The sequence below is a fragment of the Achromobacter pulmonis genome, assembly GCF_021733725.1.
Lineage (GTDB): Bacteria > Pseudomonadota > Gammaproteobacteria > Burkholderiales > Burkholderiaceae_B > Achromobacter > Achromobacter pulmonis.
The window spans coordinates 3,422,777-3,437,184 of sequence record NZ_JAIFOT010000001.1; the positions used below are offsets into that span (position 1 = coordinate 3,422,777).

The 14,408-nt window shown below is 67.3% G+C and carries 16 protein-coding genes; 14 read left to right on the forward strand and 2 right to left on the reverse strand.

Features of this window, described 5'->3' with window-relative positions; genetic code table 11:
• Window positions 1-66 precede the first annotated feature (66 nt).
• The 9 genes from K2W61_RS15860 (at window position 67) to K2W61_RS15900 (ending at window position 6,827) form a co-directional block, all read left to right on the forward strand.
• Window positions 67-1,041, forward strand: a complete 975-nt coding sequence (locus K2W61_RS15860) for a P-type ATPase actuator domain-containing protein (RefSeq protein WP_175141967.1) — start codon at window positions 67-69, stop codon at window positions 1,039-1,041.
• A complete protein-coding gene (gene ccoS, locus K2W61_RS15865; protein WP_175135562.1) occupies window positions 1,038-1,199 on the forward strand; it encodes a cbb3-type cytochrome oxidase assembly protein CcoS in 162 nt (53 codons plus the stop codon). The genes K2W61_RS15860 and ccoS overlap by 4 nt, the downstream gene beginning before the upstream one ends.
• 209 nt (window positions 1,200-1,408) lie before the next feature.
• The gene (gene ccoN, locus K2W61_RS15870; RefSeq protein WP_236756024.1) at window positions 1,409-2,893 is read left to right on the forward strand and encodes a cytochrome-c oxidase, cbb3-type subunit I; all 1,485 of its coding nucleotides are present in this window, start codon (window positions 1,409-1,411) and stop codon (window positions 2,891-2,893) included.
• A gap of 10 nt (window positions 2,894-2,903) precedes the next feature.
• Entirely contained in the window at window positions 2,904-3,629 is a 726-nt protein-coding gene (ccoO, locus tag K2W61_RS15875) for a cytochrome-c oxidase, cbb3-type subunit II (RefSeq protein WP_236756025.1), read from the forward strand.
• Complete coding sequence (locus tag K2W61_RS15880) at window positions 3,629-3,805, forward strand: cbb3-type cytochrome oxidase subunit 3 (protein ID WP_175135966.1); 177 nt, start codon at window positions 3,629-3,631, stop codon at window positions 3,803-3,805. The genes ccoO and K2W61_RS15880 overlap by 1 nt, the downstream gene beginning before the upstream one ends.
• On the forward strand, window positions 3,802-4,749 hold the full coding sequence (gene ccoP / locus K2W61_RS15885) for a cytochrome-c oxidase, cbb3-type subunit III (RefSeq protein ID WP_175135965.1): 948 nt from the start codon (window positions 3,802-3,804) through the stop codon (window positions 4,747-4,749). Before K2W61_RS15880 ends, ccoP begins: the two co-directional genes overlap by 4 nt.
• Before the next feature lie 72 nt (window positions 4,750-4,821).
• Complete coding sequence (gene ccoG / locus K2W61_RS15890; protein WP_236756026.1) at window positions 4,822-6,312, forward strand: cytochrome c oxidase accessory protein CcoG; 1,491 nt, start codon at window positions 4,822-4,824, stop codon at window positions 6,310-6,312.
• 22 nt (window positions 6,313-6,334) lie between these two features.
• Entirely contained in the window at window positions 6,335-6,571 is a 237-nt protein-coding gene (locus K2W61_RS15895; protein ID WP_236756027.1) for a FixH family protein, read from the forward strand.
• Window positions 6,572-6,590: 19 nt separating this feature from the next.
• Window positions 6,591-6,827: a hypothetical protein gene (locus K2W61_RS15900; protein WP_175134437.1), complete on the forward strand. Its 237-nt coding sequence runs from the start codon at window positions 6,591-6,593 to the stop codon at window positions 6,825-6,827.
• 40 nt (window positions 6,828-6,867) lie between these two features.
• Here K2W61_RS15900 and K2W61_RS15905 read toward each other — a convergent pair whose 3' ends face one another.
• The gene (locus K2W61_RS15905; RefSeq protein ID WP_236756028.1) at window positions 6,868-8,151 is read right to left on the reverse strand and encodes a phospholipase A; all 1,284 of its coding nucleotides are present in this window, start codon (window positions 8,149-8,151) and stop codon (window positions 6,868-6,870) included.
• A gap of 219 nt (window positions 8,152-8,370) precedes the next feature.
• Complete coding sequence (amaB, locus tag K2W61_RS15910; RefSeq protein WP_175141331.1) at window positions 8,371-9,873, reverse strand: L-piperidine-6-carboxylate dehydrogenase; 1,503 nt, start codon at window positions 9,871-9,873, stop codon at window positions 8,371-8,373.
• A gap of 126 nt (window positions 9,874-9,999) precedes the next feature.
• Here amaB and K2W61_RS15915 point away from each other — a divergent pair, with 126 nt between their 5' ends.
• The 5 genes from K2W61_RS15915 (at window position 10,000) to K2W61_RS15935 (ending at window position 14,403) form a co-directional block, all read left to right on the forward strand.
• Complete coding sequence (locus K2W61_RS15915; protein WP_236756999.1) at window positions 10,000-10,755, forward strand: amino acid ABC transporter ATP-binding protein; 756 nt, start codon at window positions 10,000-10,002, stop codon at window positions 10,753-10,755.
• Between the two features lie 117 nt (window positions 10,756-10,872).
• Window positions 10,873-11,664 (forward strand): ABC transporter substrate-binding protein, encoded by a 792-nt coding sequence (locus K2W61_RS15920; RefSeq protein WP_236756029.1) that lies wholly within the window; start codon window positions 10,873-10,875, stop codon window positions 11,662-11,664.
• Window positions 11,665-11,700: 36 nt separating this feature from the next.
• Window positions 11,701-12,393 carry an amino acid ABC transporter permease gene (locus tag K2W61_RS15925; protein ID WP_175134434.1) on the forward strand — a complete coding sequence of 231 codons (693 nt, stop codon included), beginning with the start codon at window positions 11,701-11,703 and terminating at the stop codon, window positions 12,391-12,393.
• A gap of 2 nt (window positions 12,394-12,395) precedes the next feature.
• Window positions 12,396-13,085 carry an amino acid ABC transporter permease gene (locus K2W61_RS15930; RefSeq protein ID WP_175141333.1) on the forward strand — a complete coding sequence of 230 codons (690 nt, stop codon included), beginning with the start codon at window positions 12,396-12,398 and terminating at the stop codon, window positions 13,083-13,085.
• A 25-nt stretch (window positions 13,086-13,110) separates the two neighbouring features.
• Window positions 13,111-14,403 (forward strand): NAD(P)/FAD-dependent oxidoreductase, encoded by a 1,293-nt coding sequence (locus K2W61_RS15935; protein WP_236756030.1) that lies wholly within the window; start codon window positions 13,111-13,113, stop codon window positions 14,401-14,403.
• Window positions 14,404-14,408 lie beyond the last annotated feature (5 nt).

Consider the following 14,408-nt stretch of genomic DNA (forward strand, 5'->3'; position numbering starts at 1 on the left):
CAAAGCGGCGGAAGCGCCTTGATCCAGGTCAAGGCGGTCGCGCCTGGCGCTGGGTAGCATCGGCCCATGCGAGCCAAATCCATCTTCGCCGTTCCCCCGTCCCTGCCCGAGGCCGACCGCCAGCAGCGCCGGCACGCGCTGGTGCGCCTGTCGCTGGCGTGGCTGGCGATGATGCAGGTGATGATGTTCGCCTGGCCCGGCTACCTGCGCCACGAGGGCATCCCCAAGGACGCTCTGGACACGCTCGACTGGGCCATCGTGCTGATGAACTGGGCCAGCCTGGCGCTGACGGTGCCGGTGGTGCTGTATTCGGCCTGGCCGATCTGGCGCCACGCCGGCGCCAACCTGCGCCAGGGGCGCGCCGGCATGGACGTGCCGGTGGCGCTGGGCATCGTGGCCGCGTTCCTGCCCAGCGTGCATGCCACCTATACCGGCCGCGGCGAGGTCTATTTCGATTCGGTCACCATGTTCGTCGCCTTCCTGCTGACGGCGCGCTACCTGGAACTGTGCGCGCGCCAGTCGTTCGGCGGCATCGCCGGGGGCCAGCGGCACGCCCGGGTCGAGGCCCAGCGCCTGGTGCTGGGGGCCGGCGCCGACCGGCTGGCGTCGCGCTTCGTCATGGCGCAGGTGGCGCTGGCATTGGGCGCGGCGGTGGTCTGGGCCGTTATCGACCCGGCCCACAGCATCCCGGTGATGGTGGCGCTGCTGGTGATGAGCTGCCCCTGTGCCATGTCGATGGCGGTGCCCACCGCCATGGCTTCGGCCCACGCGGCGCTGGCGGCGCAGCCGTCCATGCCCGAATCGGCCCTGGACGCGCTGCTGGCCGCGGCGCAACGCAAGGCGCGCCAGAACCTGCACGGTTCACTGGTCTGGCACCTGCTGATGACGCCGCTGGCGCTGGTGGGCTGGGTCACGCCCTGGCTGGCGGCCATCACCATGCTGGTGTCGTCGCTGGCGGTGGCGTACAACTCGTGGCGGCTGTCGCGCCACGATTGGTCGGGCAGCCAGGCGCCCGGCGATGCGCTGGGGGCCGCGCCATGACCATCCTCTACCTGCTGCTGCCCTTGTCGCTGCTGTTCGTGCTGGCCATCGGCGTGTCGCTGTGGTGGGCGGTATTCAACGGCCAGTACGACGACACCGACAACGCCGGCATCGCCATCCTGCGCGACGACGACAGCGGTCCGGCCTCGCGCGGCTAGCGCCTTCCACCCGAAACCTTGCCGATGGCGGCCGCAAACCGGTTGCCAGGCCCAGGCGCGGCCATCGCCGCGCCATGGACGTTGCGCCGCCACAGCGGGTTCCCCCGCGCGCCTAACAGGGTTTGATGCACATCAACCCCGGTTCACTCCCAACCCCCCATCATTGAAACCTGGAGCTACTTGTTTCTTTTTGTTTTGGGGGAAGGGTGATGAACGATTGCGCCGCAATCGCAAGCAAGGCCGACACCTTCAACTACAGGATCGTGAGGCAGTTCGCGCTCATGACGGTGGTCTGGGGCATTGTCGGCATGGCTGTGGGCGTTTTTCTCGCCGCGCAGCTGATTTGGCCTCAGTTGAATTTCGACACCGCCTGGCTCAGCTACGGCCGCCTGCGCCCGCTGCACACCAACGCGGTGATCTTCGCCTTCGGCGGCAGCGCCCTGTTCGCGACCTCGTACTACGTGGTTCAGCGCACCTGTCAGGCCCGCCTCTTCTGTGACCGGCTGGCCGCGTTCACCTTCTGGGGCTGGCAGGCGGTCATCGTGGCCGCCGCCATCACCCTGCCGATGGGCTTCACCAGCAGCAAGGAATACGCCGAACTCGAATGGCCCATCGACATCCTGATCACGCTGGTCTGGGTGGCCTACGCCATCGTGTTCTTCGGCACCATCATCAAGCGCCGCGCCAAGCACATCTACGTGGCCAACTGGTTCTTCGGCTCGTACATCCTGACCATCGCCATCCTGCACATCTTCAACAACATCGAGATGCCGGTGACGCTGTGGAAGTCGTATTCGGCCTACGGCGGCGTGCAGGACGCCATGGTGCAGTGGTGGTACGGCCACAACGCGGTGGGCTTTTTCCTGACCACCAGCTTCCTGGGCATGATGTATTACTTCGTGCCCAAGCAGGCCGGCCGTCCGATCTACTCGTACCGCCTGTCCATCGTCCACTTCTGGGCGCTGGCCTTCACCTACATGTGGGCCGGGCCCCACCACCTGCTGTACACCTCGCTGCCCGACTGGACCCAGTCGCTGGGCATGACGTTCTCGCTGATCCTGCTGGCGCCGTCCTGGGGCGGCATGATCAACGGCATCATGACGCTGCAGGGCGCCTGGTACAAGCTGCGCACCGATCCGATCCTGAAGTTCATGGTGACGGCGCTGTCGTTCTACGGCATGTCCACGTTCGAAGGCTCGATGATGTCGATCCGCACCGTGAACGCGCTGTCGCACTACACCGACTGGACCATCGGCCACGTGCACTCGGGCGCGCTGGGCTGGGTCGCGATGATCTCGTTCGGCTCGCTCTACTACCTGATCCCGCGCCTGTATGGCCGCGAGAAGATGTACAGCGTCAAGGCCATCGAGCTGCACTTCTGGATCGCCACCATCGGCGTGGTGCTGTACATCGCCGCGATGTGGATCGCCGGGGTGCAGCAGGGCCTGATGTGGCGCGACACGGCTACGGACGGCACGCTGGTGTACAGCTTCGTCGAAGAGCTCAAGACGCGGGTGCCGTACTACCTGATCCGCCTGCTCGGAGGCACGCTGTTCCTGACGGGCGTCTTTGTCATGGCCTGGAACGTATGGAAGACGGTGAGCGGCGCGCAAGCGGTCAATCCCGCCATTCCGCAAGACGACCCCCATGCCGCCCGCACGCCGGCCCTCGCCGCCGCGCCGGCCACTGTTTGACGAGGACATCATGGCCAACAAGCAACAAGGCTTCTTTTCCCACCAGACGCTCGAAAAGAACATCGGCTGGATGATCATCGCCAGCATCCTGGTGGTGTCATTCGCCGGGCTGGTGCAGATCGTGCCGCTGTTCTTCCAGCACAGCACCACGCAGCCGGTGGCGGGGGTCGAACCCTACAGCCCGCTGCGGCTGATGGGACGCGACGTCTACATCCGCGAAGGCTGTGTCGGCTGCCACTCGCAGCAGGTGCGCCTGCTGGCCGCCGAAGTACAGCGCTATGGCCCATACTCGCTGGCTTCGGAGTCGGTGTTCGACCACCCCTTCCTGTGGGGATCCAAGCGCACCGGCCCGGACCTGGCGCGCGTGGGCGAGCGTTACTCCGACGACTGGCACCGCATCCATCTGCGCAACCCGCGCCAGGTGGTGCCCGAGTCCAACATGCCGGCCTACCCGTGGCTGGAAAAGACGGTGATCACCGGCCAGAACGTCGCACAGCGCATGCGCGCGCTGCGCGCCCTGGGCGTGCCTTACACCGACGAGGAAATCGCGGCGGCGCCCAAGGCCATCGAGGGCAAGACCGAAGAGGACGCGCTGGTGGCTTATCTGCAAGGGCTGGGCGTGGGCGTGCGCAAGGCGCAGCAGGCCAAGAAGGCCGAAGAGGCCAAACGGGCGGAAGAGGCCCGCAAGGCCGCGCAACCGGCCGCCGCCCCGCAACCCGCGGCGTCGGGAGGCTGATCATGGCTTTGCTGAGCGCAATCGTCACCGCCATTTCGATGGCAACCTTTTTCGGCATCGTCTGGTGGGCCTGCTCGCGCGGCCGCCAGCGCGCCAACAGCGAATCGGCCATGTTGCCGTTCGCGCTGCCCGATGAGTTCGGGCCGGCACAACAAGATGGAGCGGATCGGTCATGAGCGATTTCGTCAATGGCTTCTGGGGGTATTTCATCTCGATCGTCGCGGTCGGCGGCGTGGTGTGGTGCGTGTGGCTGCTGTACACGCAGCGCCGCTGGCTCAACACCAAGCCGGCCAATGGCCAGGTCGAGGACACCGGCCACGTCTGGGACGGCGATCTCACGGAACTGAATAACCCGGTGCCCGGTTGGTGGACCTGGATGTACCTGCTGGCCTGCGCCTTCGCGCTGGGTTACCTGTTCCTCATGCCGGGCCTGGGCTCGTACAAGGGCCAGCTGGGTTACAGCAGCGCCAACGAGGTGGCGCAGCAGCAGGCCAAGATGGCCGAGGCCGTGCGTCCGATCTACGCGCGCTTTGACGCCATGACCGTGCCGCAGATCGCCGCCGATCCCGGCGCTCGCGAAATCGGCCAGCGCCTGTTCCTGAACACCTGCTCGCAGTGCCATGGCTCCGACGCCAAGGGCGGCCCCAGCTTTCCCAACCTGACCGACGGCGACTGGCTGCACGGCGGCTCGCCCGAAGCCATCATGCAGACCATCACCAATGGCCGCATCGGCGTGATGCCGCCCTGGAAGTCGGCCATCGATCCCAAGACCGCCGGCGACATCGCGCAATACGTGCGTTCGCTGTCGGGCCTGACGGCCGACCCGGTGCGGGTGTTCCGCGGCAAGCGCGAGTTCGCCAATTTCTGCGTGGCCTGTCACGGTGTCGACGGCAAGGGCAATCAGGCGCTCGGCGCGCCCAACCTGACCGACGACGTCTGGCTCTACGGCAGTTCGGAAGCCACCATCGTCAAGACCATCCTGGACGGGCGTGAGAACCGCATGCCGGCGCATGGCGACATCCTCACCCCGGAACAGATCAAGATCCTGACGGCCTGGGTCTGGGGCCTGTCGAACAAGCCGGATGCGGCCGCGCCGGCGGCCACGGCCTCGGCCAAGTAGGCGTTGCATTTAGGTGGGGGCCGCCGCTATGGCGGCTTCCATATCACATGGACTTACCGCACGGAGCTGCACATGGATGATGGGTCAACCGCAAGCGTCAGCACGCCGCCTGGCGGCGACCCGCCGCCCTGGCGCCCGCATGTGCGGCCGCCGCGCCCCGGCCAGGAGACGCTGGAGCAGACCCTGGCCGGCGTGCGCAGCAAGATCTACCCGCGCTCGGTCAGCGGCATTTTCGCTCGCTGGCGCATCGTCTTCGTCTTTCTGACCCAACTGATCTTCTACGGCCTGCCCTGGCTGCAATGGAACGGCCGCCAGGCGGTGCTGTTCGACCTGGGCGCGCGCAAGTTCTACCTGTTCGGCCTGGTGCTGTGGCCGCAGGATGTGGTCTACCTGGCGGTGCTGCTGGTGATCTCGGCGCTGGCGCTGTTCCTGTTCACCGCGGTGGCCGGCCGGCTGTTCTGCGGCTACGCCTGTCCGCAGACGGTCTACACCGAGATCTTCATGTGGATCGAGCGCAAGGTCGAAGGCGACCGCGTGGCCCGCATCCGTCTGGACGAATCGCCCTGGACCTGGCGCAAGGCGCGCCTGAAGATCACCAAGCACTTTCTGTGGATCGCGCTGGCCTGGTGGACCGGCTCGACCTTCATCGGCTACTTCGCCCCGATCCGCGAGCTGGGCCACGAGCTGTTCACGCTGCAATTGGGGCCGTGGCAGTGGTTCTGGATGGTGTTCTACGGTTTCGCCACCTGGGGCAACGCCGGCTTCATGCGCGAGTCGGTGTGCAAGTACATGTGCCCGTACGCGCGCTTCCAGAGCGTGATGGTGGACCCCGATACTTTCGTGGTCACCTACGACAAGCGCCGTGGCGATCCGCGCGGCGGTCGCTCGCGCAAGGTCGACCACAAGGCCGCGGGGCTGGGCGACTGTGTCGACTGCAGCCTGTGCGTGCAGGTGTGCCCGACCGGCATCGACATCCGCGAAGGCCTGCAATACATGTGCATCGGCTGTGGCGCCTGTATCGATGCCTGCGAACAGGTGATGGACAAGATGCAGTACCCGCCCGGGCTGATCCGCTATACGTCCGAGCGGGCAATGCTGGACGGCCTGTCGACGAAAAGCGCGCGCGCGCACCTGCTGCGCCCGCGCGTGCTGATCTACGGCACGCTGATCCTCGCGCTGGCGGCGGCCTTCGTGACATCGCTGGCGCTGCGCAACCCGCTGCGGATGGACGTGATCCGCGACCGCGGCGTGCTGGGCCGGGAAGTGGCCGGCGGCATGATCGAGAACGTGTACCGGCTGCAGATCATCAACACCTCGGACGCGCCGCTGCGGCTGCGGCTGTCGGCCGAGGGTTTGCCCGGGCTGGCGGTGCGCGCCGGACAAAGCGAATCGGATGTGGTGGAGGTGGCGGCGGCGGCCAACAAGCTGGTGCCGATGGTGATCCGCATGCCGGCCGGCGCCGGGCCTGGCGCCCATCCGATCACCTTGCGCGCCCGCGCCCAGGACCATGGCAGCCGGTCGATCGAGACCGAGGAAGCCGCAAGTTTCTATGTGCCCGAGTGATATCGAATAAAGGATGCCGACGATGAATACTGCCCATGTTGCCGCGCCGCTGGCGGTCAAACCCTGGTACCGCGAATTCTGGCCCTGGTTCCTGATGGCCGGGCCCTTCTTGGCGGTGGTCGGCTGCGCCGTCACCATCTACCTGGCCTATACGCAGTTCGGCAACCAGCCGATCCAGGAAGGCGTGGTCAAGCGCGGGCTGGTGATCGAGCAGGTGGATACGGCGGCCGCGCCGCCGGCCGCGGCCGGCGCGCGCTGATGCGGCCCGGAGAGACGCCATGGGACTGAGATCATTGATGTGGATACTGTGGCCCTCGTTCCTGGCGGCGGCCGTGGGCAGCGCGATCGTCTTCGCGTTGATCGATCCGCTGGACGTGGCGGTATTCGGGTATGTGCCGACGGGGCGGATGGGGTTCTATACGGTGTCGTTCTTCCTGCTGTGGGCGATGGCGGGGGCGTCGAGCGCATTGACGGCCTATCTGATGCCCAAGGTAGAAGAAGATCCGGATCTCTGAGGCCTGTCCGTATGGACAGGCCTCAGGCATGTGCGCGCCCTTACGGCACGATCGACAGGCCGACGCGGAACTGCGATTCGTTGCGCTGGTTGTAGCCCAGCAGCGTCTCGCCGTAGCCATTGAAGTATTGCAGGTGCAGGTAGCCGTTCATGTTGAGCCAGGTGCGCTGCAGCGGCCAGGCGAAATCGAGCTGGGTGGTGCGGCGGCGCTGGTCGCCCTGGCGGTACATGGCCGACACCACGGCGCCGTTGTCCTGCGCCCAGCGCAGGTTCCAGTCGACGCGGCCGGCGTAATCGGCGTAGTCAGCGTTTTCGCTGGCCACGCCGAAATAGGCCTTGACCTTGGGCGCGAAGGTCAGCGTGCTGCCGCCATCGAAGCGGTAGTTGAACTGCGGCTGGATATAGGCATCGTTGACCGAGCGCGAGTCGTCGCCGGCCTTGCCGTTGGAGTTGTGCTCGACGCCGGTGTTCATGCCCAGGCGCCAGTTCTGGTTATGCGACGACCAGATGTCATCGGACAGCCAGAACACGCTGGGGTTGAAGGTGGTGTCGATGAAGGGCATGGAATCGCCCTGCAAGTCCCACAGCGAGGTCTGCGTGTAGCCCAGGTAGAAGTTCTCGCCCCAGGTGGCCGGGCGGCCGCCGGAAGGGGTGAACAAACGGTACTTGGCGCTGATCTGGAAACGCGCGGTGGTCTGGCCGCGCGTACCGATGTCGAAATACACCGGCTTGTACTCGGAGATCGCGCTGCGGAAGCGGTCGAACGCCGTTTGCTGCACCGTGGGCGAGACCGCCGCGTCCGGCGCCGGGCCGCCTTCGGGCGAGGCGCCGACCGCGCTCACCATCGCCGGCGGCACCGGCTGGCCGGTGCGCGGGTCCACGACCGGGCCGGGCGCCGGCGTGCTGGCCAGTGTGCCGCTGTCGCGGACGGTGGCGTCCAGCGCCATCATGGCCGGCTGGCCCTCGATGGAGACGGCCTGCAGGCCGCGGGCGCTGGCGGGGACCTCGGCGCTCCAGGCCATGCGCGCGAAATTGTTGACCGGCACGCTGTAGTTGGCCTTGCCTCCTTGCAACCGGGCCAGGCTGCGCACGATCTGGCCATCCTGGCCGCGCCATTGCAGCACCAGTTCGGGCGGAGCTTGCCACGTGGCGCGGGCATTGCCCTCGTTGAAATACACGGCTTCGATAGTGACGGTTTCGCCGGGGGCCGCGGAAGGCCGGTCCAGTCGGTACGACACGCCGGCAGCGGCGGTTCCGGACAGCCCCAGTGCCAGGGCGAGGGTCAGGGAGCGCAGGGGAGGGGCGATGCGTCGGAACGAAGTCATGGGAATCGAGGGAAATGGTGACGATGCAATGTAGCATCGCACCAGCCTACATTTTGTAAGCCGTACTTATCGGATGTAGGACTTGCAACAAGGGAGCTGGCGCCGGCGCGCTCGCAGCCGGGGCAGGCAAAGGGCGCGTGGCCGATACCGGCGCCGCCGATGGCACGGGGCCCCGCGCATCATCGACGATGCGCGGGGCCCCGTGCCATCGAAACTGCCTTACTCGCCGAACTTGATGCCCTGCGCCAGCGGCAGGTTGCGCGAATAGTTGATGGTGTTGGTGGCGCGGCGCATGTAGTTGCGCCAGGCATCCGAACCCGACTCGCGGCCGCCGCCGGTTTCCTTTTCCCCGCCGAAGGCGCCGCCGATCTCGGCGCCCGAGGTGCCAATGTTGACGTTGGCGATGCCGCAGTCCGAGCCCGCGGCCGACAGGAAGGTCTCGGCCTCGCGCAGGTCGTTGGTGAAGATGGCTGACGACAGGCCCTGCGGCACGCCGTTCTGCATGGCCAGCGCCTGGTCGAAATCGGTGTAGCGCATCACGTACAGGATCGGCGCGAAGGTCTCGTGGCAGACCACGTCGGTCTGGCCCGGCATCTCGGCGATGGCGGGGCGCACGTACCAGGCGTCCGGGTACTGCTCGGCCAGCACGCGTTCGCCGCCGGTGATCTTGCCGCCTTGTTCGCCGGCGGCCGTGAGCGCGGCCTGCATGGCGTCGAACGAGGCGCGGTCGATCAGCGGCCCGACCAGGTTGCCGCCGTCCAGCGGATTGCCGATAGGGGCGCTGGCGTAGGCTTTGTGCAGGCGTTGCAGCAGGTCGTCGGCCACGCTTTCGTGCACGATCAGGCGGCGCGTGGTGGTGCAGCGCTGGCCGGCGGTGCCGATGGCGCCGAAGACGATGCCGCGCGCGGCCATGTCGAGGTCGGCGCTGGGGCCCACGATGATGGCGTTGTTGCCGCCCAGTTCCAGCAGCACGCGGCCGAAGCGCTGCGCCACGCGCGGGCCGACCTGGCGGCCCATGCGGGTCGAGCCGGTGGCCGACACCAGCGCCACTGTGTGCGAATCCACCAGGGCTTCACCGATGTCGCGGCCGCCGATCAGCACTTCCGACAGGCCCGCGGGGGCATCGCCGAAGCGCTGCACCGCCTGGGCGAACAGCGCCTGGCAGGCCAACGCGGTCAACGGCGTCTTTTCCGACGGCTTCCAGACCACGGCGTTGCCGCACACCAGCGCCAGCGCGGCGTTCCAGGACCATACCGCCACCGGGAAGTTGAAGGCGCTGATGACGCCCACCACGCCCAGCGGATGCCAGGTTTCCATCATGCGGTGGCCGGGGCGCTCGGAAGCGATGGTCAGGCCGTACAACTGACGCGACAGGCCCACGGCGAAGTCGCAGATGTCGATCATTTCCTGGACCTCGCCTTCGCCTTCGGCCAGGATCTTGCCGGCTTCCAGGCTGACCAGCCGGCCCAGCTCGCGCTTGTGCTGGCGCAGCGTTTCGCCGAACAGGCGCAGCAGCTCGCCACGGCGCGGCGCCGGCACGTCGCGCCAGGCCAGGCTGGCCTGGCGCGCGCGGGTGATGGCCGCGTGCGCCTGTGCCACGGTGTGCTCGTGGACCTGGGCCAGTTCGGCGCCATCGATCGGGCTGCGGGCGACCAGCGTGCCGCCGGTCAGGGTCGCGGGGTTCAGTCCGAGTGCGCGCAGGATGTCTTGGGGCGTGTCCATACCGGTTCCTTGGAGATGCCGGCGAAGGCGGGACCTTCGCTTAAGGGTTATGCCTAAGTGGCGATTCTGGAAATAAATTTACTATACGAAACTCCAGCGCGAAATGCGAAACCTTTTTTGAAGGCGATGTTCGTGGCAGAACCCTTGCTCGTAGTCGAGGCGGTCACCAAGACCTACCAGCGCGACGGCCAGCCCGATCACCTGGCGCTGGCCGGCATCGACTGCCGTCTGGCGCGAGGCGAAGTGCTGGTGGTGGTGGGGCCGTCGGGGTCGGGCAAGAGTACCTTCCTGCGCACCCTCAATGGCCTGGAGCGCATCGACAGCGGCACCATCCGCGTCGACGGCGTGTCATTGACCGACCCGGCCACCGACCTCAACCGCTGGCGCACCGACGTGGGCATGGTGTTCCAGCACTTCAACCTGTTCCAGCATCGCACCGCGCTCGACAACGTGGCGCTGCCGCAGCGCGTGGTGCGCGGCCGCGACCGGGCCCGGGCCGGGCGCTACGCGCTTGAACTGCTGGACCGGGTCGGCATGGCCGACTTCGGCGCGCGCTATCCCAGCCAGTTGTCCGGCGGCCAGCAGCAGCGCGTGGCGATTGCCCGCGCCCTGGCGCTGGACCCCAAGCTGATGCTGTTCGATGAGGCTACCTCGGCGCTCGACCCCGAGACCGTCGGCGGCATCCTGGAATTGATGCGCGCCCTGGCGCGCGACGGCATGACCATGGCGGTGGTGACGCACGAGATGGGCTTTGCCCGCGACGTGGGCGACCGCGCGCTGTTCATGGATGCCGGCCGCGTCGTCGAGTCCGGCACCCCGGCCGAGGTTTTCGGCCAGCCGAAGCAGGCGCGCACCCGCGCCTTCCTGGAAAAGATTCTGTAGCACGCAGCACCCGTTTCACGCAGCAGCAAGCAGGGCCGGTCCGGCCAGACCGGGCGCCGCCGGCATCAGGTGTACGCCCGGAACGACACACCTCATCCACCTTTGAAGGGGAAGCAAATGCTGAAAATCAAACAATGGCTGGGCGCCGCCGGTATGGTGATGGCCGTGGCCGCCATCGCCCAGCCGGCGCGGGCCGACGAGCTGTCCGACATCATCAAGCGCGGCGAACTGCGCGTGGCGGTGCAGACCTCCGGCCCGCTGATGAGCTTCATGGACAAGAGCGGCAAGCGCACCGGCCTGGCGGTCGAGGTGGCCAAGCGCATGGCCGACGACCTGGGCGTCAAGCTGGTGCTGCAGGACTATGAATGGAAGGGGCTGATCCCGGCGCTGCTGTCCGGCAAGGCCGACATGGTGGCCGCCGACATGACGCCGACGCCGCAGCGCGCCGCTCAGGTGTTGTTCTCGGCGCCCATGTTCTACGCCGACACCGTTGCCGTGGTGCCCAAGGACTCGCCCTACAAGTCGTACGCGGAACTGAACAAGGACGGCGTGACCGTCGGCGCGCTGGGCGCCAGCACCTACGCCGAGGTCGGCAAGAAGATGCTGCCCAAGGCCACGCTCAAGGAATTCTCCGGCGGCAGCGCGCCGGTCGGCCAGGCCCTGTCCAGCGGCCGCCTGGACGCCGGCATCATGTCGCTATCCACCGCCAACCAGTTCCTGGTCGACTTCGGCAACCTGCGCGTGCTGGACGGCGTCATGGTGCGCGAGCCGCTGGCCTTTGCCGTCGGTCCCAACGCCTTCCGCCTGAAATTCTGGCTCGACAACTGGCAGACGCTCAAGACCGCCGACAACACCCTGCCGGAACAGATCAAGTACTGGTACTCGACCGACTGGAAGAAAGACCACTGATCGCGCGCTTTTCCCACCACTGACCACAGGACCGGCATGGACTGGCTGATCGACTACTACAACTGGCGCATCGTCAGCCAGTACACGGGCCAGTTCGCCACCGGGCTGGCCAACACCCTGATCGCGGCCGGCGCCAGCCTGGTGCTGTCGGTGCTGGCCGGCGTGCCGCTGGCGCTGGCGCGCATGTCGCCGCGCGCCGCGGTCTGGCGGCCGGTGGCGGGCTACGTGCAGTTCATCCGCTCGACCCCGCTGCTGGTGCAGATCTACCTGGTGTATTACGCGGTGCCGATGCTGGTGCCGGGCGCCAAGGGCTGGAGCGAGATGCTGCTGGGCATCCTGGCCATGACGCTGCACCACGCGGCCTACATGAGCGAGATCATCCGCGTCGGCATCGAATCGGTGCCGCGCGGCCAGATCGAAGGCGCCAAGGCCTGCGGCATGAACTATCGCCAGCGCTTGCGCTACGTGGTGTTGCCGCAGGCCTTCGCCAACACGCTGCCGCCGCTGCTGGGACAGACCGCCGTGCTGATCAAGGACACCTCGCTGCTGTCGCTGATCACGGTCTTCGAACTGGTGGCGGCCGGCGTGCAGATGAACAGCGACCGTATCGTGCCGACCGAGAGCTTCCTGACCATCGCGGCCGGCTACTTGCTGATCTACGCCGTGATGATGCTGCTGTCGCGCGGCGTGAGCCTGTGGCTGGCCGGTCCCGCCTGGAACGCGAGGTAAGCATGCTGGATTCCTACCTCTCCACCGCCGGCGTCGTGCTGCCGTTCCTGCTCAAGGGCTTCTGGGAGACGCTCAAGATCTCGTTCATGGCGATCATCGCCGGCTCGCTGCTGGGCTTTGTCATCGGCGTGATCCGCAGCTACCGCATCCGTGGCCTGCACCAATTGCTGGGGCTGTACATCCACCTGCTGCGCGGCACGCCGTTCCTGGTGCAGCTCTATATCTTCTACTTCGTGCTGCCCAGCACCGGCATCGAGTTGCTGCATTGGGACTCGGGCACCGCGGCGTTCGTGTCGCTGTCGGTCTATACCTCGTGCTACGTGGCCGAGATCGTCACCGGCGCCATCCGCGCCGTGCCGCGCGGCCAGACCGAAGGCGCCATGACGCTGGGCCTGCGGCCCTTGCAGATCCTGCGGCTGGTGATCCTGCCGCAGGCCATGCGCCTGATCGTGCAGCCCATGAGCGGTGTCTACGTGATGCTGATCAAGAGCACCGCCATCCTGTCGGTGGTCGGCATCACCGAACTGACGCGGCAGGGCGAGGTCTTCATCATCACCTTCCCGGCGAAGTCGCTGTTCATCTACAGCATGATCGCCGTCATCTATTTCCTGTACTGCTACCCCTTGCTGCGCCTGGCCTCCTGGCTGGAAAAGCGCCTGGCCGGGGGTTTGCAGGGCGCCGGACTGCACTAGGCCCCGCCAACGCGAACCCGACACCATGGCCACCGAGTACATCGATACCTATTACAAGCGCACGCTGGGCGATGCCGAAACGTACTACGCGCCCCTGGCGGGCACGGCCGAGGCCGATGTCTGCGTGGTCGGCGGCGGCCTGGCCGGCCTGACGACGGCGCTGGAGCTGGCCCGGCGCGGCCGCGCGGTGACGCTGCTGGAAGGGCGCCGCATCGCCTGGGGCGCCTCGGGCCGCAATGGCGGCTCGGTGTCGCCGGCGTTCTCGGCCGGCGCCGATGCCATCCGCAAACATGTCGACGAAGACCACTACCGCCAGCTTTACCGCCTGTCGATGGAGGGCGTGGAGATCATCCGCGACAACATCCGCGACCTGCGCATCGATGATGCCCATAAGGTCGACGGCCGCCTGCGGGTGGTGCGCTACGAGGCCAGCGACGCGCTGCGGCGCTATTGCGAGGACCAGCGGCGCGACTTCGGCCGCGACGTGCGCCTGTTGGACCGCGCCGAGGTGCGCGAGCGGCTGCTGTCCGACGCCTATTTCCAGGGCATCGAGGACCCGTCCTCGTTCCATTTTCATCCGCTCAACTACGCCCGCGCCCTGGCGCGCGAGTGCGCGCGGCTGGGCGTGCGCATCCACGAGGACACCCCCGTGACCCAGGCCCGGCTGGAGGGCGCGGCCAAGCGGCTGCGCACCGCCGCCGGCCAGATCGACGCCCGCACCGTGGTGCTGGCCACCGGCGGCTATACCGGCGACGTGGTGCCGGCGCTGCGGCGGGCCATGCTGCCCATCGCCACCTACATCATGCTGACCGAGCCGCTGGGCGAGCGAGTGCGCCAGGCCATCCGCACCCAGGCCGCCATCGGCGACGATCGTCGCGCCGGCAACTATTACCGGGTGCTCGATGGCGGGCGCATCGGCTGGGGCAGTAGAATCACCACCCGTGTCGACGACCCGCCCGATCTGGCCGAGTCCCTGCGCCGCGAACTGCTCAGTGTCTATCCCCAGTTGCAGGGCCTGCGCGTGGAGACCGCGTGGTCCGGACGCATGGCCTATGCGCGGCACCTGATGCCGCAGATCGGCAGGCTGGCGCCCGATGTCTGGTATTGCACGGCCTTCGGCGGCCATGGCATGAACACCACCGCTATCGGCGGCCGGGTCGTGGCCGAGGGGATCGTCGGCGACAGCCAGCGCTACCGGCTGTTCGAGCCCTTCGGACTGGCCTGGAACGGCGGCGCGCTGGGCACGGCGGCGGTTCAACTCACATATTGGTCTTACCAGGCGCGCGATTGGTGGCGGGAGCGGCAGTCGCGTGCATGACAGGG

What these genes read in the sequence shown, in the direction of transcription:
- K2W61_RS15930 (WP_175141333.1), top strand. Translation starts at nt 12,396, where the DNA reads ATGCTGGATTCCTACCTCTCCACCGCCGGCGTCGTGCTGCCGTTCCTG.
- K2W61_RS15895 (WP_236756027.1), top strand. Translation starts at nt 6,335, where the DNA reads ATGAATACTGCCCATGTTGCCGCGCCGCTGGCGGTCAAACCCTGGTAC.
- K2W61_RS15900 (WP_175134437.1), top strand. Translation starts at nt 6,591, where the DNA reads ATGGGACTGAGATCATTGATGTGGATACTGTGGCCCTCGTTCCTGGCG.
- amaB (WP_175141331.1), bottom strand. Translation starts at nt 9,873, where the DNA reads ATGGACACGCCCCAAGACATCCTGCGCGCACTCGGACTGAACCCCGCG.
- ccoS (WP_175135562.1), top strand. Translation starts at nt 1,038, where the DNA reads ATGACCATCCTCTACCTGCTGCTGCCCTTGTCGCTGCTGTTCGTGCTG.
- K2W61_RS15860 (WP_175141967.1), top strand. Translation starts at nt 67, where the DNA reads ATGCGAGCCAAATCCATCTTCGCCGTTCCCCCGTCCCTGCCCGAGGCC.
- ccoG (WP_236756026.1), top strand. Translation starts at nt 4,822, where the DNA reads ATGGATGATGGGTCAACCGCAAGCGTCAGCACGCCGCCTGGCGGCGAC.
- ccoP (WP_175135965.1), top strand. Translation starts at nt 3,802, where the DNA reads ATGAGCGATTTCGTCAATGGCTTCTGGGGGTATTTCATCTCGATCGTC.
- K2W61_RS15920 (WP_236756029.1), top strand. Translation starts at nt 10,873, where the DNA reads ATGCTGAAAATCAAACAATGGCTGGGCGCCGCCGGTATGGTGATGGCC.
- K2W61_RS15915 (WP_236756999.1), top strand. Translation starts at nt 10,000, where the DNA reads ATGTTCGTGGCAGAACCCTTGCTCGTAGTCGAGGCGGTCACCAAGACC.
- K2W61_RS15935 (WP_236756030.1), top strand. Translation starts at nt 13,111, where the DNA reads ATGGCCACCGAGTACATCGATACCTATTACAAGCGCACGCTGGGCGAT.
- K2W61_RS15925 (WP_175134434.1), top strand. Translation starts at nt 11,701, where the DNA reads ATGGACTGGCTGATCGACTACTACAACTGGCGCATCGTCAGCCAGTAC.
- ccoO (WP_236756025.1), top strand. Translation starts at nt 2,904, where the DNA reads ATGGCCAACAAGCAACAAGGCTTCTTTTCCCACCAGACGCTCGAAAAG.
- ccoN (WP_236756024.1), top strand. Translation starts at nt 1,409, where the DNA reads ATGAACGATTGCGCCGCAATCGCAAGCAAGGCCGACACCTTCAACTAC.
- K2W61_RS15905 (WP_236756028.1), bottom strand. Translation starts at nt 8,151, where the DNA reads ATGACTTCGTTCCGACGCATCGCCCCTCCCCTGCGCTCCCTGACCCTC.